The organism is Hydrogenophaga sp. (assembly GCF_030373245.1).
In the GTDB taxonomy this organism is placed as follows: domain Bacteria; phylum Pseudomonadota; class Gammaproteobacteria; order Burkholderiales; family Burkholderiaceae_C; genus Hydrogenophaga.
The window spans coordinates 14,815-33,180 of the sequence record NZ_JAUCZF010000007.1 but is presented as its reverse complement, the minus strand read 5'-3'; the positions used below and the strand labels follow the sequence as shown (position 1 = coordinate 33,180).

Genomic DNA, 18,366 nt, shown 5'->3' with positions numbered 1-18,366 from the left:
GGTGGCCGTCAGCATTCCGGTCTAGATTGATCACCGACGACCCTGGGGTCACACCAGAAGAATCCAGAAACTGCCGGAGACAACCGACCATGCTGTCCGCCTACATCACCCACGCCGACTGCGCACGCCACGAAATGGGCGCTGACCACCCCGAGTGCCCCGAGCGCCTGGGAGCCATCAATGACCACCTGCTGGTCAAGGGACTACTGGACTACATGGTGCCTTACGACGCGCCGCTGGCCACACTGGCTCAGCTGGGCCGCGCACACGCCTCCAACTACGTCAACGAGCTCATCGATGCCGCGCCCAAAGAGGGCCTGCGCGCCATCGACCCCGATACCTACATGAACCCGCACACGCTCAATGCAGCCTTGCGCGCAGCCGGCGCCGCCGTGGAAGCAACCGATCTCGTGCTGGGTGGTCAGGCAGGCACCGCCTTCTGCAGTGTGCGTCCACCCGGCCATCATGCCGAACGCAGTGCCGCCATGGGTTTCTGCTTTTTCAACAACGTCGCTGTCGGCATCCGCCATGCGCTGGATGTGCATGGTCTGCAGCGCGTGGCGTTGATCGATTTCGACGTGCACCATGGCAACGGAAGCGAAGACATCCTGCGCGGCGACGAGCGGGTGCTCATGTGCTCGATCTTTGAAAAGGGCCTGTACCCGTTCAACGGCGAATCGGCGGTGGGTGACAACATGGTCAACATCGGACTGCCCAGTCGCAGCGGCAGCGATGCCTTTCGCGAGGCCGTGACGCAGCACTGGCTGCCCGCCCTCGATGCGTTTGCGCCTCAGCTGATCTACATCTCGGCTGGCTTCGATGCGCACCGCGAAGACGACATGGGCAACCTGGGCCTGGTCGAGGCCGACTACGAATGGGTCACCCGCCAGCTCATGCAGATCGCCAACCGGCACTGCCAGGGCCGCGTGGTCTCCTGCCTGGAAGGCGGCTATGTGCTCAGCCCCCTGGCCCGCAGCGTGGCCGCACACGTGCGTGTGCTGATAGGCGCCGATTGATCGCCAAAAGCTTCACGCTGCGATCCTCCGGCTGCGATCAGGTACCACCGTCAGGCACACCCTGACCACGCCAAGCTGCGACACTGGGGCCTACACCGGTTTCTGATCCTCCCCCGATGGACCAACACTACCTCACCCCCCTCTTCCAGCCCGAGACCATCGCCGTTTTTGCGGGCAAGTCCCAGGACCCGGCGCAGCAGACCAGCCAGGCCAAGGCCCTGGTCGAGGCCCTTACCGCCCAGCGTTACCAGGGTGTGCTGGTGTTCCTCGACATTCACACCACCGGTACCCTGGCCGATCTGGCTCAGACCCGAGCCGACCTGGCCATCATCGCCCTGCCCTCGGCCGAGGCGATCGAAGCGCTCGAGGTGGCGGGGCGCATCAAGTGCCGCGCCGCGCTGGTGGTCAGCAGCGGCATCCCTGTCGATGTGGCAGCGGAAATGCACCGCGTGGCTCGGCGCCACGGCATGCAGCTGCTGGGCCCCAACAGCATGGGTTTCCAGCGCCCTCGACTGGGCCTCAACGCCAGCGTCACCGGTCCCCTCGCTGCTCCCGGGCCGCTGGCCCTGGTATCGCAATCGGGTGCGCTCACCTCATCCATCCTGGACTGGGCGAAGCAGAACTCGGTAGGTTTTTCCACCGTGGTCTCACTCGGCCCCAACACCGCGGTCGACCTGGCGCAGGTGCTGGACTTCCTGGCCTCGGATGCCCAGACCCACAGCATCGTGGTCTACATGGAGGGCATTTCCAACGCGCGCCGCTTCATGAGCGCGCTGCGCGCCGCTGCCAACGCCAAACCGGTGGTGGTACTCAAGGCGGGCCGCAAGCAGGCTGGCAATGAAGCTGCACAAACACACAGCGGGGCCATCGTGGGCAGCGACGAGGTGTTCGAAGCCGCTCTTCGACGAGCCGGTGCGGTGCGGGTGCGTTCGTTTGTCGAGCTGTTCTCGGCCGCCAAATGCCTGGCCTCGCGCTACCGGCCTGTGGGCAAGCGCCTGGCCATCATCACCAACGGAGGTGGTCCAGGTGTACTGGCGGCCGACTGGGTAAGCGAAATCGGGTTGCAGCTGGCCAAGCTCTCGGCCACCAGAGCCGCCGAACTGCGCGCCCAGCTGCCGCCACTGGCATCGCTCAGTGATCTCATCGATCTTTCGGAAGAAGCCAACGCCGAACATTACCGCTGCGCCATCGATGCCGCGGGCCATGATCCGCAGATCGACGGCATTTTGGTGGTGCATTCACCCAAGGCTGGCGTGGACGCCGCCGGCATCGCTCGCGCGATTGGCGACATCAATGGCCACCTGAGCAAACCACTGCTGTGTTGCTGGATGGGTGATGCATCGGTAGGCGAAGCGCGCGAAGTCCTGTTCCAGGCCAATATCCCGAGCTTTCGTACCCCGGAGGCTGCGGTTGGTGCATTCGGCAACATCGCCAGCTTCTACCAGAACCAGCAGCTGCTGCAGCAGACACCACCACCGCTGTCCACGCTGGCCAAGCCCGATCTGGAAGGCGCACGTCTGCTGATTGAAAACGTACTGGCCGAGCGGCGCAAGGTGCTGACGGAAATGGAGTCCAAGGCCTTGTTATCGGCCTTTCACATACCGGTCACCCACACCATTCTGGCGCGCAGCGCCAACGAGGCGATGATGATCGCCACCCAGCTGGGTTATCCCGTCGCACTCAAAATCGACTCGCCCGACATCAGCCACAAGAGCGACGTCAATGGTGTGGCGCTCAATGTGATGAATGCCGTTGGTGTTCGTGATGTCTACAACACCATGATCCAGGCTGTGAGCAAGCTGCAGCCCGATGCCCGCATCAACGGCGTGACGATCCAGAAGATGGCCAGCAACAAGCGCGGACGCGAGCTCTACATCGGTCTGGTGACCGATGACCCGTTTGGCCCAGTGATCGCCTTCGGTGCCGGAGGCACCATGATCGAACTCATCAATGACCGGGCCATGGGCCTGCCGCCTTTCAACCAGTTCCTGGCGCGCCGCCTGATCGAGCGCTCACGCGTCAACGAGACGCTAGACAACTGGAGAGGTGCCACAGCGGTCGATCGCGATGCGCTGGAGCATGTGCTGCTGCGCGTGTCGGAAATGGCCTGTGAGCTGCCTCAGTTGCGCGAGATGGACATCAACCCCATCATCGTTGACGAGTCTGGTGCGGTTGCGGTCGATGCGCGCATCGTGATCGACAACGCGCCGGCCTCCGCACACAACTACGCCCACCTCGCCATCCTGCCGTACCCGGCGCGCTATGAGCAGATATGGCCCATGCGCGGTGGCGGCGAATACACCATCCGACCCATCCACCCGGACGATGCTCAGATGCTGCAGGAGCTCGTACAGAACCTCTCGGCCGAGAGCCGCTATTTCCGCTTCGTGTCCTCGCTCAAGGAGCTGCCTCCAGCCCTGCTGTCGCGCCTGACCCTGATCGACTATGACCGCGAGATGGCACTGGTGGCCATCCACCGCGAAACCAAGACCGGCGAGCAGGGCGAGACGCGAGAGGTTGAGCGCATTGTGGGCGTGTCCCGCTACATCACCAACCCAGATCTCGCCAGCTGCGAGTTCTCGCTGGTGGTGGCCGACGACTTCAACGGCAAGGGCCTGGGCTCGCGACTGATGATGAGCATCATGGAAGAGGCCCGAGACAAAGGCCTGGATGAAATCGAAGGCCTGGTGCTGGCCAACAATCCGGGCATGCTCAAGTTGATGAAAGGCCTGGGGTTTGTGATCAAGCCTTATCCCGACGATCCCGATTTCAAGCTGGTCAGTCACGCTTTGTGACGGGATTTTTTGGGTTTCTCTGTTTTGCTCTCTTATCTTCTTATTTCTTTAATACAGATTAGTAGTAGCAGTAGAGGGGCCCTTCGGCTGTGGACAAACCGCTTTTTTTGATGACTGACAGCAACTTGCGTTTCGGCCAACCCTGTTCAAAGTACCCATTTGCCTGTTCCCGCGATTGGGGATAAATCCGGTGATTTCGCCGCGCCTGTGGATAACCCTCTGCTTGTTCAAAAGTTACACACAGCTTTTTGCCGCTGAGCGTGTTGTCCTCAGCGGTACCAGCTCAGCGAGACAAAGCCTGCCGTCATGGCCAGGCCATGCACCAGTACAGCCGTTACCGACAACTGGAGCGCCAGCCGCAGGCGTTGGGGTTGGTACCGGTTTTGGCGGAGCAAGGCTGCTGCGAACAGCGACAGTGGCGCTGAAACCAGGCCCCAGAGTGCTTCGGCTGGTGGAATCAGCCACATCACGCTGATCCAAAGCCACAAGTGGCTGCTCACGACCAGTGCCAGGTACACGAGACTGGCTCGGTCGGGTCCCAGCAAGACCACCAGCGTGCGTTTGCCCACCCGGGCGTCGGCTTTGGCATCAACGAAGCCATTGATCAGCAACAGCGCAGCCACCAGCCCCGAGAAGTTCAGCGCCACACTTGCCGGGATCAGAAACCACTGCTGGCGCTGCACCAGGTCAGCACCGATGACGACCAGAAACCAGACCAGTGCCACGGTCAGTTCACCCAGGCCGCGCGACATCAGGCGCAACGGTGGCGCGGAATAGGCCCAGGCCAGCGCGACACCGGCTGCACCGAGCAGCAGCACCTTGCCGCTGCCAATGTGTGCGGCCAGCCACAAACCAGCCGGCACCAGAAGAATCAGCAATCCCTTAGCCAGTTCGTCGGTCTCCCGCTCCGTCACCTGCCCGGTTTGAATCAGGCGTGAGCCGCCCGTGAATGGCGAGATGCCTTGGGTGTTGGTTGCGTCGGCACCGTTGCGTGCGTCGTGCAGGTCGTTGAACACATTGCCGGTCGCATGGACCAGTACCGCCAGCACTGTGGAGGCAGCGGCCAGAGGAAGACTCAGCCCGCATCCGCAGGCGGCGGCAGTTGCCGTACCCAGGGCGCAGGCCACCACCGTGAGCAACAAGAAACCTGGCCGTGTCATGCGCCACCAGAGCCAGGCCTGTGCCCAACCGGTGCGTCGTACCGAATCGACGTTGTGCAGTGCATTCATGGCCTGGATAGTGTGGCCAAGCTGTCTGGCCAGTGCCTTGCGAAATCGCAAGCCGCCGCAAGATCGTTGCCTGCAGCGGGCCTATCATTCGGTCATGTTGATCGAAACGCTGGGTGCGGCCCGCGACTTGGGCAGGCTCAACACCATCCTGGGTGTGCTCATTCGCCATGGCTTTGGTGATACGGTGCGCCGACTCGGCCTTGCCGACAGCCTGGAGCGTGCTGGCCACGCCTTGCGCTGGGATCATGCTGCAGAACTGGCGCGGCTGGAGCCGCCGGTGCAGGTGCGGCTGGCGATTGAAGAACTGGGTCCCACTTTCGTCAAACTCGGTCAGATCCTCGCTGGCCGGGCAGACCTGTTCGGTCCTGAATGGATCGCTGAATTCGAAAAGCTGCACAGCCATGTGCCCGCAGTGCCGCTGGAAACCCTGCGACCTCAACTGCGTGAGGATCTGGGCGGTGAGCCGGAAACTGTTTTTGCACGCTTCGATGCAGAGCCGCTGGCAGCGGCTTCCATCGCGCAGGTGCATCGAGCGCAGCTGCACGACGGCACCGAAGTGGTGGTGAAAATTCGGCGGCCCGGCGTGGGCGACATCATCGAAGCCGATCTTCGATTGCTCGGCCGTCTGGCAGTGCTGGCAGACGCCGAGCTGCCCCACCTGAGGCCCTACCGCCTGCAGCAAATCGTGCGCGAGTTGTCGCGTTCGCTGCGCCGCGAACTGGATCTGGCCAGCGAGTGCCGCAGCGCTGAGCGCATCGCGGCCAACCTGGCCAGCCTGCCCTGGATCGTGGTACCCCGCGTGCATTGGTCGCTGACACACGAACGGGTCAATGTGCAGGACTTCGTCGGTGGTGTGCCAGGCCATGCGCTGGCCGAACTGGATGCACGTGGTCTAAACCGCTCATTGCTGGCCCAGCGCGGCAGCCAGGCGGTGCTCAAAATGATCGTCGAAGACGGCTTTTTCCACGCCGACCCCCACCCGGGCAATGTGTTCTATCTGGAAGGCAACCGCATCGCCTTTATTGATTTCGGCATGGTCGGCCGGCTCTCGGAGCGCCGGCGCGAAGAACTCCTCAATCTTCTGCTCGGACTGGTCGAGCGCCATGCCCAGGCGGTGGCCGATGTTCTGTTGGACTGGACCGGCGACGAGCACGGCATCAACCTGGTGCTGCTGGAAAACGAGATAGAAATCTTTGTCGACCAGTACCACGGCGTGCCGCTGGCTCAGCTCAATCTGGGCCAGATGCTGGCCGACGTGACCGCACTGCTGCGCGACCATCACTTGGCCCTGCCTTCGGACATGGCCTTGCTCATCAAAGCTTTCATCACCCTGGAAGGCATGGGCCGCGGGCTGGACCCGGGCTTTCACATGACAACCGAGGCCCTGCCCATGCTCCAGCGCGTGGTGCGCGCCCGCTATCGGCCGCGCGCAGTGGCAGCTCGCGGCTGGAAAACCCTGCGCCGTACCCTGGCCGTGGCCGAGCAGCTGCCTCACGATATCTCGCGCCTGTTGCGCAACGCCCGCCGCGGTAGGGTGCAGGTCGGCATCGAACTCGCCCACCTGAAACGAGTGGGCGATCAGATCGACCGCGCGGCCAACCGCCTGACCATGGCGTTGGTGATTGCCGCACTCATCATCGGCTCCAGCATCGTCATGACGGTGCAGGGTGGCCCCACTCTGTTTGGACTGCCGGCGTTTGGCCTGCTGGGTTTTGCCAGCGCCTTTGTGGGTGGGCTGTGGCTGGTGCGCGCGATCTGGCGCAGCAGCCGGGGGCGGGACGTGGGGCCGGGCGCCTGACAAGGCCAGGATTCTGCGCGGCAGAAGGCGCATTGCTGCAACTGACGAGAAATCGGTTTCGCACGCTTCTACCTCCCGAGCCCAGGCGGACACACGGGGCTTCACGGTATCACCTCGCAATCACCGGTTTTGTTCAGTTTCGCTTCGATGCCTTAAGCCGCGCAGGCTCCTAGCCAATTTTTCCACATGGTGGTACATTAAATGGTTCGCCTTGGGCGATTGGCCGTGTCCCTGCCTTTTGGCAACGGCGCGCCGCCCCTGGCAGAGGGGTCGCCGATCCAGCCCCACCATGGCGCGAGTCACCTGCTCTCTCACAGCGAGGTGGCTGTTTTCCCTGCTGTTGTCCGGACCGCTGCCATGGTCTGGTCACCGCGCGATGTCTGGCCATGATCGGTCTGGCTTCGTTCGGCCAAGTCAGTCGGGTACCCGGCACCCAGGGGCTGCCCATGTGTTTTTTTTAAGGCTGTAGCGCCAGCCAGCGTCCAACGCTGCAGCGCCCAGCCATCCGATGTTTTTGATGATTCAACCGATTTCCGTTTCTGTTTCTGCTTCCTCGCATTTGTCTTCCCTGTCTCTGGGCAAGTACCGCATTGCCGCCTGCCCTCGCGCCCTGCCCGGTGGGCGTTTCGCCTCCCAGGTGTCCATCGCCAGTGGCTCGGGCAGCGCCTGTACCGACCGCGTGATGCGTTTCGTGGATGATTTCCCCACCTTTGAAGCCGCTGCCCGCTACGCGGTCGCGCAAGGCGTCGACTGGGTGAACGCTGCGCAACGTGCGCGCGGCCAGCAACCCTACCCCAGTGCGGCACTTTCGCCGTCCCACCCTATCCGTTTCTGAACCTGAAGGAGCCTCATATGGCCAAAGAAGAACTGATCGACATGATGGGCATCGTCAACGAGGTGCTGCCCGACACGCGTTTTCGCGTGACGCTGGACAACGGTCACCAGCTGATTGCTTATTCCGCCGGCAAGATGAAGAAGAACCACATCCGCATCCTTGCGGGTGACCGGGTTTCGCTCGAACTCTCGCCCTACGACCTCACCAAAGGCCGCATCAACTTCCGCCACATCGAGGGCCGCGGCCCGATGGTGCCGCGCAAGCCGCGCTGAGTTGAGCCTGGCGGCCCAGGCGATTACATGCCCATGCCGCCATCCACCGGCAAGCCCGCGCCGGTGATGAAGCGCGAGGCGTCCGAACACAGGAACACCACCGCGTCGGCCATGTCGTCGACTGTCCCCAGGCGTCCCAGCGGCGTCTGGCTGACGATGGCTTGCACCGCCGCTTGCGCCGAAGGGAACAGGCCAGCGGTCACCACATCGTTGGCCAGCTTCATCCCCATGTCGGTCGGTACCAGCCCTGGGTAGACGCAGTTCACCCGCACACCGAAGCCCAGCTTGCCCGATTCCATGGCGGCAACCCGCGTGAGCCGGTCCACAGCCGATTTGGTGGCCGAGTAGCCAGCGATTGCCGGGAACGCGATCGTGGCGGCCACAGAAGCCACGTTGACCACCGCGCCACCCTGGCCCGCTGCGCCACCTGGACGCATCGTTCGAAATGCGTACTTCAGTCCCAGCGCAGTGCCCACGACGTTCACGTCCAGCATGTTGCGCAACCCGGCGATATCGACTTCACTTACCAAGGCCGTGACTTCGATACCGGCATTGTTGACCAGGATGTCGAAGCCGCCAAAGCTCGCCAGTGTGTGGTCGATGGCGATCAGCCATTGCGCTTCGTCGCGCACATCCAGCGGCACAAACCCTGCCCGCGCGCCGCTGTCGATCAGCGCTTGCGCAGTGGCCCGTCCTTCGACCTCCAGCACATCGCTCACCATGACCGCCGCGCCCGCCTTCGCCAGTGCGCGCGCCATCCCAGCGCCGAGCCCACGGGCTGCACCCGTCACCAGCGCGGTGCGCCCTTTGAGATCGATTGGCCCCATGTCCGTCCCTTGTGTGTGCGATCTCCCGTCGAGACCGCTTGAGCACGCCATTGAACGCCTATCGCGCGCGCGAATCGGCCGCGCACCTGCCAGAACTGACAGTCAGCGCTCAGCCGGCGCGGCGCTGGCGAACCGCTTCGGCCAGTCCTTGCAGCACGGGCTGCGTCTGCTCCCAGCCAATGCAGGCGTCGGTGACACTCACGCCTGGCTTGAGCACCTCACCCGGCACGATGTCCTGTCGACCTTCCTGCAGGTGACTCTCCACCATGACGCCCACGATGCGCGTGTCACCTGCGGCGATTTGCTGCGCCACGGCACCGGCTACCTCGATCTGGCGGCGGTGTTGTTTGCTGCTGTTGGCGTGCGACACATCCACCATCACCTGCTCGCGCAGGCCTGTTGTCCTGAGCAGAGCGCAGGCCTCGTTCACATCAGCCGCGCTGTAGTTGGGTTTTGGCCCACCGCGCAGGATGATGTGGCAGTCGGCATTGCCACGCGTTTCGAAAATGGCGGCCTGGCCCATCTTGGTCATGCCCATGAAGGCGTGTTGTGCGCCTGCGGCCTGGATCGCGTCGCTTGCGACCTTCACGCCGCCGTCGGTTCCGTTCTTGAAACCCACCGGGCACGAAAGGCCGCTGGCGAGCTGTCGGTGGCTCTGGCTCTCCGTGGTGCGAGCGCCGATCGCGCCCCAGCTCACCAGATCGCTGATGAACTGCGGTGAGAGCAGGTCAAGAAACTCAGTGCCCACCGGCAGTCCGATGCTCAGCACATCCAGCAACAGTCGGCGCGCCAGTTCCAGCCCTTCGTTGATCGCGAAGCTGCCATCCAGGTGCGGGTCGTTGATGTAGCCCTTCCAGCCCACGGTGGTCCTCGGCTTCTCGAAGTACACGCGCATCACCACGATCAAGTCCTCAGCCAGGGTGTCGGCTGTCTGCTTGAGCCGCTTTGCGTAGTCGATCGCCTGGTCGTGGTCGTGGATGGAGCAAGGCCCGACCACCACCACCAGCCGGTCATCGCGCCCGTGCAGCACGGCGGAAATGGCCGAGCGGCTTTGTTCCACCAGCGCCTGCGCGGCGTCGGGTGCTGGCAGCCACTCCTGCAGCAAGGCCGGCGTGATCAGCGGGCGCACTGCGCCGATGCGGGTGTCGTCGATGCGGGTGGTGTCGTGGGTGGACAAAGGCTTGGTGCTGGCAACGTGGGGGCTCATGCAGACATCTCGTGACAAATCCAGGGATTGTCTGACAAATGACCGCTTAGGCGCCCCGCCACTGCCGCCGATCCCCAGACAGGACATTGCAATGTCGGTCGGATCCACCATCGTCATCCGGTGTTTCCAAAGAGGGAGGTGATCATGCAGGCAGGCGTTTTCAAGGCAGCAGCGATGCTGTCCATGCTGCTCACTTGCGCACCGGGTGTGCAGGCGCTGGAGCCGAGCGGGGCCGCTTCCGGTCTGCGCCCTTCCAACACAGATGCGTTGCAGCTCTCGGCCCCGGCCTCGCTGCCGTTTCGCGGCCGCGGTGAATGGGTCTGGACGCGGATCACAGCCTTGCCCGCCACCCCCGTCTGGAGTTGGCGCCTGAGCCCGCCTGACTTTTCGTTGCGGTTTGGGGGCGAGGCGTTCAACCTGTCGCACACCGGTGAACGCCCCAGCCTGAGCTGGCAACCACTCTCGCTGGGCGCCTGGCACCTGGGGGCTTCGCTGGGCTTGATGACGGATCTGCCTGGCTCGCCTGCGGGCACCACCTGGGCCACATTCCCGACCGCGTCCTATGAGGGCGAGCTGGTCCGGGTGAATCTCGGCTTGTTGCCTCCGCGCGGTGCACGCGACTCCATGCTGCTGATGCGCTTCACGGTGCCTCTGCACTGAGCGCATCGGCAACCGCCTGGCGCGCCAGCCAGCGAGGCATCGCTGCCCGGCTGCAGGCTTGTAGCCTCATCAGAAACCGGTGGTCGGGTTCGGCCACCCTATGGCGCACGCGCAGATCGTGTTGTATCTGCGTGAGCAGGGCCGCCGCCATTTCTGCATCAACCATTGCACGGTGCGCCGCCCCGGTCTGCGGCAGCCGCAGCCGCTGCACCAGCGCGCCCAGCTTGTGGCTGGGTGCCTCGGGGTAGAGGCGGCGCGAGAGCATCACGGTGCAGGCAAAAGCCTGAGGCGCGGCCAGCCCGGCCAGCGCCAGCTCGGCTTGCCAGTAGCGGCGGTCGAATGCCGCGTTGTGCGCCACCATCGGCGCGTCGCCCACGAAGCGCGCCGCTTCGCTCATCACGCTCTGCGCGCGAGGCGCCGAAGCCACCATGGCGTTGCTGATGCCGGTGAGCTGGGTGATGAAGGCCGGGATGTGCACGCCCGCGTTCATCAGGCTCTGAAACCGGTCCACCACCTCCCCGCGCTCCAGCAGGACAATGGCGATTTCGGTGGCGCGGTCGCCCAGCGCGGGCGACATGCCAGTGGTTTCAAAGTCGATGACAGCGATGCGGCTCATGCTGGCCGGCATTGTGTCAGACGCGGTGAGGCGCCCTGAGCGACACTGCGCGAATGACACCGCCCTTGCGCGAACTCACCGACAGCCACCCACGGGTGGGTCGTATCGCATCGATCTGGTTGCGCGTTGAGCGCGCTGGCGCCCTGCGCCAGGTGCCGCAGGCCCTGGCCACACCGGGCCAGGGCCTGGCGGGCGACCGCTATGGCCAGCGTGAGCGCAGCCCAGGTGCCAACCACAAACGGGAGATCACGCTGTTTCAGGCCGAGCACCTCGCCACCCTCGCCGCCTGGACGGGCCACGACAAGATCGATCCCGCGCTGCTGCGCCGCAACCTCGTGGTCAGCGGCATCAACCTGCTGGCCCTGCGTTCGCCGTTTGCCGATGCTCGTTGTGTCTGGCACATCGGGGATGAAGTGCTGATCGACGTCACCGACCCTTGCGACCCCTGCTCGCGCATGGAAGCGGCGTTGGGTGCTGGCGGCTACAACGCGATGCGTGGTCTGGGCGGTCTCACTGCGCGCATCCTGCGCGGCGGGCTGATCCGCGTGGGTGACACGCTGCGTCCAGGGCCCCTGCTCAGCGAGGTTCTCAACCCTGCCAGCGCCTCCGACAAGGCAAATGGCTGACACTGTGGGCATGAGCACCGACACGACTGAACTCACCGCCACCGCGGGATTCCGCTTTGACAACAGCTACGCCCGCGCGCTCGACGGTTTCTACGCGCCGTGGCAGGCCGCCCAGGTGCCTGCGCCGGTGTTGCTGAAGTTCAATCGCGCGCTGGCCACCGAGCTTGCCCTCGATGTCGATGCGCTCGAAGGCCCACTGGGAGCGGCGGTGTTCTCGGGCAACCAGTTGCCCCAGGGTGCCACGCCCATCGCCCAGGCTTACGCCGGTCACCAGTTCGGCGGCTTCTCGCCGCAGCTGGGTGACGGCCGCGCGCTGCTGCTCGGTGAAGTCATCGACATCCATGGCCAGCGGCGAGATATCGCGTTCAAAGGCTCGGGCCGCACCCCCTTTTCGCGCGGCGGCGACGGCAAGGCCGTGCTCGGTCCGGTGCTGCGCGAGTACCTGATGGGCGAGGCCATGCACGCCCTGGGCATTCCCACCACCCGCGCACTGGCCGCGGTGGCCACCGGCGAGCACGTGTTGCGCGAAGCCGGCCCGCTTCCGGGCGCCGTGCTCACCCGTGTGGCCGCCAGCCACCTGCGCGTGGGCACGTTCCAGTTTTTCGCCACCCGGGGCACACCCGAACAGCTCAAGACCTTGGCCGATTACGCGATCGCGCGCCACGACCCAGCGCTGGTGGGCAGTGAGCAGCCTTACCTGGCTCTGCTGCGCGCGGTGAGCGAACGGCAGGCCGCGCTGATCGCGCGCTGGATAGGTGTGGGTTTCATCCATGGCGTGATGAACACCGACAACATGACGATCTCGGGCGAGACCATCGACTACGGTCCGTGCGCCTTCATGGACGCCTACGATCCCGCCACTGTCTTCAGCTCCATCGACCGCCAGGGTCGCTACGCTTACGGCAACCAGCCCGGCATTGCGCAGTGGAATCTGGCCCGCCTGGCCGAAACCTTGCTGCCGATGCTGTCCGAAGACGCCGACACCGCCGTCGCCTTGGCCACTGAGGTCGTCAACGCCTTCCCCGAGCGCTACCAGCACCACTGGCAAGCCGAGCTGCGCCGCAAGCTGGGGCTTCAGGGCGAAGAGCCGCAAGACGAAGCGCTGATGAACGGCTGGCTGGACCTGCTGCAGACCCAGCGCGCCGACTTCACGCTCGCGTTTCGCCACCTGTCTGATGCGGCGGTGGGCGGCGATCGCGCGGCGCTGCGCGGCCTGTTCAGCGAACCCGAGCCCTTGGACGCCTGGCTTGCCCGGTGGCAAGCGCGTTGCGCACCGACTGGTGACGCAGCGCCCGAACTGGTCGAGCAAATGCGCCTGGCCAACCCGCTCTACATTCCGCGCAACCACCTGGTGGAAGCTGCGCTCGCCGCTGCCGTGGAGCAGGGCGATCAGGCACCGTTCGAGCGCCTGATCACCGTGCTGCAGCGGCCGTTCGACGCCCGCAGCGGGCTTGACGCTTTCGCGTCGCCCGCACCGGCTGGCGCCATGGCCGGCTACCGCACCTTCTGCGGCACCTGAGCGCCCGCGCTGGTGTCAGCGCCGCGCGCCCAGATCTGGGTACCCGGCTTGAACTGGCTCCAGGCAAACCAGAACGCCTGCTGACTGGTCGCCTCGCGCTGGCCCACGTAGGCGCGAAGCCCGCCGCCTTCGCTGCGTACCGTCACGCCATCCAGCATCACCTGTTCGCCGGCCGCCAGTGCGAGCTGCACCGTCGCGCGCGGAAACGCCAGCGCCTGGCCCCGGGGGCTGGTCACGCCGATCACCACCTCGTGCACCGGCAGCCGCGGATCGACGTCGCCCACCGGAAAGATCGGCCCCTGGTCGTCGCGCCCACCCAGCGGGTTGAGCGGGTAGCTGCGGCCGATGCCGCCGTCTTGTGCGATCAGGGTGGTGCGCGGATGAGCCTCGCGCCAGGCCGCCCAGGTGGTGACGACCACCGTGGTCTGCGGCAGCGTCAGGCCAGCCTGGCGCATCGGCCCGGACAGCGCACGCCCAGTGAAGGTGTCCACCACCGAACCACTCTTCACGTCGTACATCAGTTTGTTGGAGCGAGACAGCAGTCCCGAGGTGCGCAGCAGCGGCGAAAAGCCCGGCACTCGGTCGGTGAAGTACGCCTGGGCTGAAAGGCACAGCGTGCAGTAGGGGATCCCTATCCGCCGCCCACCCAGCGTGTCGTTCACCATTTCATGCACTTCCATGATGTGCTTCGGGTAGGCGCGCGCCTCGCCGTTGATGACGATGCCGAACACGGTGCCGCCGGCGGGATACCAGTCGCCTTCGCTGGCCGGGGTCACCCTCGGCTGGTCCAGCGCCGGGATGCAGCCGCGCGGGCAGCTCTGACCGCGGGTCGCATCGGGCCGGTCGTCGATGTAAACGCCGCCCCAGCCCACCTGGCGCCAGTCGATCAGCGAGTCGGCATCAGCGAAGAAGGGCGCCCAGCGCGGCTCGATCAGCAAAAACAGATCGCGTTTGATGTCGCGGTAGGCGGGCGGAGCGGGAAGGTCCCAGGCCAGCAGGCGGTCGCCCATGGCGGTGTAGGCGTCTGGTGGCAGCGCGGCGCCGGTCAGCGTTTCGAAGGCCGTCACCAGCTCGGGCAGGTGCTGGCGGTTGGCAAAGCGCAGCAGGTCGTGCAGCACCCAGGCCAGGCGGGCGTCGCCCGAGGCGCCCAGTGTCTTGACTGCCGCGGAGGGAAACCGCGTCTGGCGCAGCTCGCTGACGGTCTGGTCCAGCGCTTGCAGCGCTGTGGGCGCCAGCGCACCGTTGCCAACGGTGGGTCTGGCCGGGAAGGTCTGGCCTTTCTTGTCCAGCGGTGCAGAGGCACCGGGTTTTTGCGCTGCCGCATCACAGGGTATCAACCAGCTTGACACCAGCAGTGTCAACCCAATCAGCCAGAACCGCCGGTGGCGTCGAAACGCTGCTCCTGGCGTCGTGAACACCGGTTCGGGAAAAGCAACCATAAGAGTCTCCTGGGGTCAATTCGAAAGTGACCGCTAACGCAGGAGTCGCTTGGGAGGCTCAGGTCTTACGTGTCATTTGGACTTTGTCGCGGCGATTTCGCCTGCTGGACCTGCGTCTGGACCTCAGAAAACCCTGTTTTTAGACTGAACCGTCCATCAGAAAGTCTTGACAGCCGTCCAGGGCTGGAGAGAGACTGTGCTGCACTGCAACATGGAGCCCGCAATGATGAACAGTCAATGGGGTCTGGACGATTTGCTCGCCGACCTGCACCACGCCCGCAAACGCGGCGATCTGGGGCGGCTGGCGTTCGTGGCTTATTGCGATGTGCGCCGCTGGGCGCGCGAAGCTGGCCGACACGTGCTGGCCGAACAGGCGTCGAGGCTGATCACCGAAAGCCCGCACCAAAGCCGCGAGGTCTTTTTGGTGCAGATCGATCTGCTCATCGCCGAACTCGAAGCGCTGCAGCAGCCCGCGCCCGCCAGCAAGCGGCGCAGCGACCCTTCGGGCTGGTCCTCCGCGCCGGCCACCGCCTGACCGAGCGCATCAGCGCCCGCGCCTTCAGCGGTAAAACGCCTCCACCGTTCCACTCAGCTTGATCAGCAGGGGGTTGCCCTTGCGGTCCAGCGTCTTGCCCGCCGGGACCCGCACCCAGCCTTCACTGACGCAGTACTCCACCACGTCCAGTCGGTCTTTTCCGTTGAAGCGAATGCCCACATCGTGCTCAAACACCGCCGCCACATGGTGAGGGCTGCGCTCGTCGATGGACAGGCGATCGGGCAAGGCGGGGCGGTCGGGGATGGTGTCGGTCATGGTCGGACGAGGGGTCGGCGAGCGGATGCTGAAGCTGCGGGTCAGGTCGAGGGTCGGTCAGCGCAGCGGGAAATGCCAACCAGTGTCGCCGAAATGCGGTCTGTGTTTCCAGTCCAGCTGAACGCGATGGGTGTGTCCCGTGTTACGACTACTTACAGACTTGGCCGAGATTTGGGAATATGGTCCCAAAAATGGATTCAACCAATCTGTTGGAACGCGCGATCGACCGGGCCGTGGTCCGTCTTCTGCGCCCGCTGTTTCGGGTGTTGCTGCGCCACGGCAAGTCCTACCGGGCGTTCGAAGACGTGGCCAAACGCACTTATGTGGATGTTGCGTTGCGCGATTTCGGCATTCCGGGGAAGAAGCCTTCGGTCTCGCGCGCCTCCATCCTATCCGGCCTGACGCGCAAGGAAGTCCAGCGTCTGGTGCAGGCCCCGGCGCCTGAGGACGACGGCACCGCCGAGCGCCGCAACCGCGCCGCGCGGGTGCTCACCGGCTGGCTGCGTGATGCCGATTTCCACGACGCTCAAGGCCAACCCCGCCCGCTGGCGGTGGAAGGTGACCAGGGTTTTGCTGCCCTGGTCAAGCGCCACAGCGGCGACATGCCGACCCGCGCAGTGCTGGACGAGCTGGTGCGCGTCGGTGCGGTGCAGCAACAGGCCGACGGCCTGATCGCCTTGCTTGCCCGCGGCTATGTGCCGCGCCAGGGCGCACGCGAAATGGTGGACATGCTGGGTTCTGACGTGGCCGACCTGATTGAGACCATCGACCACAACCTGCACCAGTCCGGTCAGGCTCCGCGTTTCCAGCGCAAGGTCATGTACCGCGGCGTGCCGGCGCATGCCCTGCCCGCCTTTCGTGCGCTGAGCGCCGAGCAGGCGCAGGCGGTGCTGGAAAAACTGGACCAATGGCTCAGCGATGTCGATGGCGCACCCGCACCCGGCGACGCCAGCCCGGCCGGCGCTCGCGTCGGCCTGGGCATCTATTACTTTGAAGAATCCCCGTCAGACCCGATCCGACACACAGGAGAACCGTCATGAAGATCAAGACCATTCACACGGCGCTCGCCGCTACAGCGGCGGCCCTGCTCATCGGGCTGGTGGGTTGTGGCGGTGGCGGCGACGGCGGCATCAGCGGTACCGGCGTGATGCGCCTGTCGCTCACCGACGCGCCAGCCTGCGGTTACGACGAGGTCAACATCACGATCGAGAAAGTGCGGGTGAACCAGTCGTCCGATGCAAACGAAGGGGATGGCGGGTGGTCCGAAGTGGTGCTCAACCCAGCCAAGCGGGTCGATCTGCTCACCTTGACCAACGGCATTCTGGAGGAGCTGGGCGAGACCTCGCTGCCCGCTGGCAAGTACACCCAGATGCGCCTGGTGCTCGCCGCCAACAGCGGCGCAACGCCCTTTGCCAACTCCGTCATCCCTACCGGTGGCGTCGAAACACCGCTCGCCACCCCAAGCGGACAACAAAGCGGCCTCAAGCTGAACGTGAACATGGACGTGGCTGCCGGGGAACTGGCCGACTTCGTCATCGACTTCGACGCCTGCAAATCGGTGGTCAGGCGCGGCAATTCGGGCCAGTACAACCTGAAGCCGGTCATCAGCGTGATTCCGCGGCTTTCAGACGCTGGTCTGCGTGTGGTGGGCTATGTAGACACCGCGATTGCCAATGGGTCCACCACTGTCTCGGTGCAACAGGGCGGCGTGCCGATCAAGGCCACCGTGCCCGATGCCAGTGGCACGTTCGTGTTGTATCCCGTGCCAGTCGGCACCTACGACCTGGTGATCCGCGCAGCCGAACGCGTCACTGCGGTGATGACCGGGGTGCCGGTTGTGGCCACCTCGATCACCACGGTGAACTCCACCAGCTTCGCCTTCCTGCCGCAGCCGTCCACCTCGACCACGGTCACAGGTACCGTCACCCCCACCACCGCAACCGTCCGCGCGCTGCAGAGCCTGACCGGTGGCCCCACCGTCGAAGTGGCCTGGGCCTCGGTGGATGCCGACACGGGCCTGTTCGAGACAGTGCTGCCCGACGCGGCGCCGGCGAGCACGGCGTATGTCGCCAACGCCACCACGGCCTACGCCTTTACCCCGGATGCGGCCATCGCCGGCCTGTACACACTGCAGGCGTCGCTGGACGGCTCACCACCCCAGTCGCAGTCCATCGATACAGGCGCCCTGCCGCCCAGCATCCTGTTCAGCTTTCCCTGAGCGAGAAGCGCCATGACCATCGCCACACCGATCGAAGCGGCCACCCTGACCTGCCATCTGCAGATCACCGGTGATCTGCAGGGCGTGGGCTACCGCTGGAGCATGGCCCAGCTCGCTCGCTCGCTGGGTCTGAGCGGCTGGGTGCGAAAGCAGATTGGCGGAAACGTGCAGGCCGTCGTCAGCGGCCCCACCGACTCGGTGCAAGCGCTGATCGAATGGGCGCACAGGGGACCCTCCGGTGCCAAGGTGCAGTCGGTGTCGGTCACACCGGCTGAAGGCAGCTTCCGAGGCTTTGAGCAGCGCGAAACCGGCTGGAACCTTCCGTTCTGAGCGAGCCCCACCCGCCCGCGCCGTGGCAATGGCCGTGCGAGCACGCCGGGTCCCTGCCCCCGGCCAAAGCCCAGATCGGCCATCGGTCTGCCCACACGGCCCGCCGCGAAGCCTGCGCTGCAAGCCGCACCAACCGTTTCGCCCTGCTCCGGGTGCGGGACAATGGTG

At 65.0% G+C, this 18,366-nt stretch carries 18 protein-coding genes; 12 read left to right on the top strand and 6 right to left on the bottom strand.

Annotation, left to right across the window (positions count from 1 at the left end):
* The first annotated feature begins 89 nt into the window (after nucleotides 1-89).
* Both QUV25_RS15630 and QUV25_RS15625 read left to right on the top strand, forming a co-directional pair.
* The gene (locus QUV25_RS15630; RefSeq protein WP_300865310.1) at nucleotides 90-1,016 is read left to right on the top strand and encodes a histone deacetylase family protein; all 927 of its coding nucleotides are present in this window, start codon (nucleotides 90-92) and stop codon (nucleotides 1,014-1,016) included.
* Between the two features lie 116 nt (nucleotides 1,017-1,132).
* Nucleotides 1,133-3,811 carry a bifunctional acetate--CoA ligase family protein/GNAT family N-acetyltransferase gene (locus tag QUV25_RS15625; protein ID WP_300865309.1) on the top strand — a complete coding sequence of 893 codons (2,679 nt, stop codon included), beginning with the start codon at nucleotides 1,133-1,135 and terminating at the stop codon, nucleotides 3,809-3,811.
* A gap of 269 nt (nucleotides 3,812-4,080) precedes the next feature.
* Here the strand turns inward: QUV25_RS15625 and QUV25_RS15620 are convergent, their stop codons facing one another.
* Nucleotides 4,081-5,040 carry a prenyltransferase gene (locus QUV25_RS15620; RefSeq protein WP_300865307.1) on the bottom strand — a complete coding sequence of 320 codons (960 nt, stop codon included), beginning with the start codon at nucleotides 5,038-5,040 and terminating at the stop codon, nucleotides 4,081-4,083.
* Between the two features lie 94 nt (nucleotides 5,041-5,134).
* On the opposite strand from QUV25_RS15620, the gene QUV25_RS15615 reads away from it, so the two are divergent.
* The 3 genes from QUV25_RS15615 (at nucleotide 5,135) to infA (ending at nucleotide 7,945) form a co-directional block, all read left to right on the top strand.
* Complete coding sequence (locus QUV25_RS15615) at nucleotides 5,135-6,838, top strand: AarF/UbiB family protein (protein WP_300865305.1); 1,704 nt, start codon at nucleotides 5,135-5,137, stop codon at nucleotides 6,836-6,838.
* 559 nt (nucleotides 6,839-7,397) lie between these two features.
* The gene (locus QUV25_RS15610; RefSeq protein WP_300865303.1) at nucleotides 7,398-7,673 is read left to right on the top strand and encodes a hypothetical protein; all 276 of its coding nucleotides are present in this window, start codon (nucleotides 7,398-7,400) and stop codon (nucleotides 7,671-7,673) included.
* Between the two features lie 17 nt (nucleotides 7,674-7,690).
* Nucleotides 7,691-7,945 (top strand): translation initiation factor IF-1, encoded by a 255-nt coding sequence (infA, locus tag QUV25_RS15605; RefSeq protein ID WP_056265133.1) that lies wholly within the window; start codon nucleotides 7,691-7,693, stop codon nucleotides 7,943-7,945.
* A 23-nt stretch (nucleotides 7,946-7,968) separates the two neighbouring features.
* On the opposite strand, the gene QUV25_RS15600 is transcribed toward infA, so the two are convergent.
* Both QUV25_RS15600 and QUV25_RS15595 read right to left on the bottom strand, forming a co-directional pair.
* Entirely contained in the window at nucleotides 7,969-8,772 is an 804-nt protein-coding gene (locus tag QUV25_RS15600) for an SDR family oxidoreductase (RefSeq protein ID WP_300865301.1), read from the bottom strand.
* Between the two features lie 109 nt (nucleotides 8,773-8,881).
* Nucleotides 8,882-9,979: a 3-deoxy-7-phosphoheptulonate synthase gene (locus tag QUV25_RS15595; protein WP_300865299.1), complete on the bottom strand. Its 1,098-nt coding sequence runs from the start codon at nucleotides 9,977-9,979 to the stop codon at nucleotides 8,882-8,884.
* 144 nt (nucleotides 9,980-10,123) lie between these two features.
* Here QUV25_RS15595 and QUV25_RS15590 point away from each other — a divergent pair, with 144 nt between their 5' ends.
* The gene (locus tag QUV25_RS15590) at nucleotides 10,124-10,639 is read left to right on the top strand and encodes a hypothetical protein (RefSeq protein ID WP_300865298.1); all 516 of its coding nucleotides are present in this window, start codon (nucleotides 10,124-10,126) and stop codon (nucleotides 10,637-10,639) included.
* On the opposite strand, the gene QUV25_RS15585 is transcribed toward QUV25_RS15590, so the two are convergent.
* On the bottom strand, nucleotides 10,620-11,255 hold the full coding sequence (locus QUV25_RS15585) for a 3'-5' exonuclease (RefSeq protein ID WP_300865297.1): 636 nt from the start codon (nucleotides 11,253-11,255) through the stop codon (nucleotides 10,620-10,622). The genes QUV25_RS15590 and QUV25_RS15585 overlap by 20 nt on opposite strands.
* A gap of 53 nt (nucleotides 11,256-11,308) precedes the next feature.
* Here QUV25_RS15585 and QUV25_RS15580 point away from each other — a divergent pair, with 53 nt between their 5' ends.
* A complete protein-coding gene (locus QUV25_RS15580) occupies nucleotides 11,309-11,881 on the top strand; it encodes an MOSC domain-containing protein (RefSeq protein WP_300865295.1) in 573 nt (190 codons plus the stop codon).
* 10 nt (nucleotides 11,882-11,891) lie between these two features.
* Nucleotides 11,892-13,400 (top strand): YdiU family protein, encoded by a 1,509-nt coding sequence (locus QUV25_RS15575; protein WP_300865293.1) that lies wholly within the window; start codon nucleotides 11,892-11,894, stop codon nucleotides 13,398-13,400.
* Here QUV25_RS15575 and QUV25_RS15570 read toward each other — a convergent pair.
* Nucleotides 13,376-14,839 carry a DUF3179 domain-containing (seleno)protein gene (locus QUV25_RS15570; RefSeq protein ID WP_300865291.1) on the bottom strand — a complete coding sequence of 488 codons (1,464 nt, stop codon included), beginning with the start codon at nucleotides 14,837-14,839 and terminating at the stop codon, nucleotides 13,376-13,378. The two genes, QUV25_RS15575 and QUV25_RS15570, sit on opposite strands and share 25 nt — an antisense overlap.
* Nucleotides 14,840-15,062: 223 nt before the next feature.
* Here QUV25_RS15570 and QUV25_RS15565 point away from each other — a divergent pair, with 223 nt between their 5' ends.
* Nucleotides 15,063-15,374 (top strand): hypothetical protein, encoded by a 312-nt coding sequence (locus QUV25_RS15565; RefSeq protein WP_300865290.1) that lies wholly within the window; start codon nucleotides 15,063-15,065, stop codon nucleotides 15,372-15,374.
* Nucleotides 15,375-15,398: 24 nt separating this feature from the next.
* Here QUV25_RS15565 and QUV25_RS15560 read toward each other — a convergent pair whose 3' ends face one another.
* A complete protein-coding gene (locus QUV25_RS15560; RefSeq protein WP_300865289.1) occupies nucleotides 15,399-15,650 on the bottom strand; it encodes a DUF3297 family protein in 252 nt (83 codons plus the stop codon).
* A 191-nt stretch (nucleotides 15,651-15,841) separates the two neighbouring features.
* Here QUV25_RS15560 and QUV25_RS15555 point away from each other — a divergent pair, with 191 nt between their 5' ends.
* From QUV25_RS15555 to QUV25_RS15545, 3 genes are read left to right on the top strand one after another with little or no spacing between them, the layout of a single operon-like run.
* Nucleotides 15,842-16,690: a DUF6502 family protein gene (locus QUV25_RS15555; protein ID WP_300865287.1), complete on the top strand. Its 849-nt coding sequence runs from the start codon at nucleotides 15,842-15,844 to the stop codon at nucleotides 16,688-16,690.
* A complete protein-coding gene (locus tag QUV25_RS15550; protein ID WP_300865285.1) occupies nucleotides 16,687-17,868 on the top strand; it encodes a DUF4382 domain-containing protein in 1,182 nt (393 codons plus the stop codon). The genes QUV25_RS15555 and QUV25_RS15550 overlap by 4 nt, the downstream gene beginning before the upstream one ends.
* A gap of 12 nt (nucleotides 17,869-17,880) precedes the next feature.
* On the top strand, nucleotides 17,881-18,198 hold the full coding sequence (locus QUV25_RS15545) for an acylphosphatase (protein WP_300865284.1): 318 nt from the start codon (nucleotides 17,881-17,883) through the stop codon (nucleotides 18,196-18,198).
* Nucleotides 18,199-18,366 lie beyond the last annotated feature (168 nt).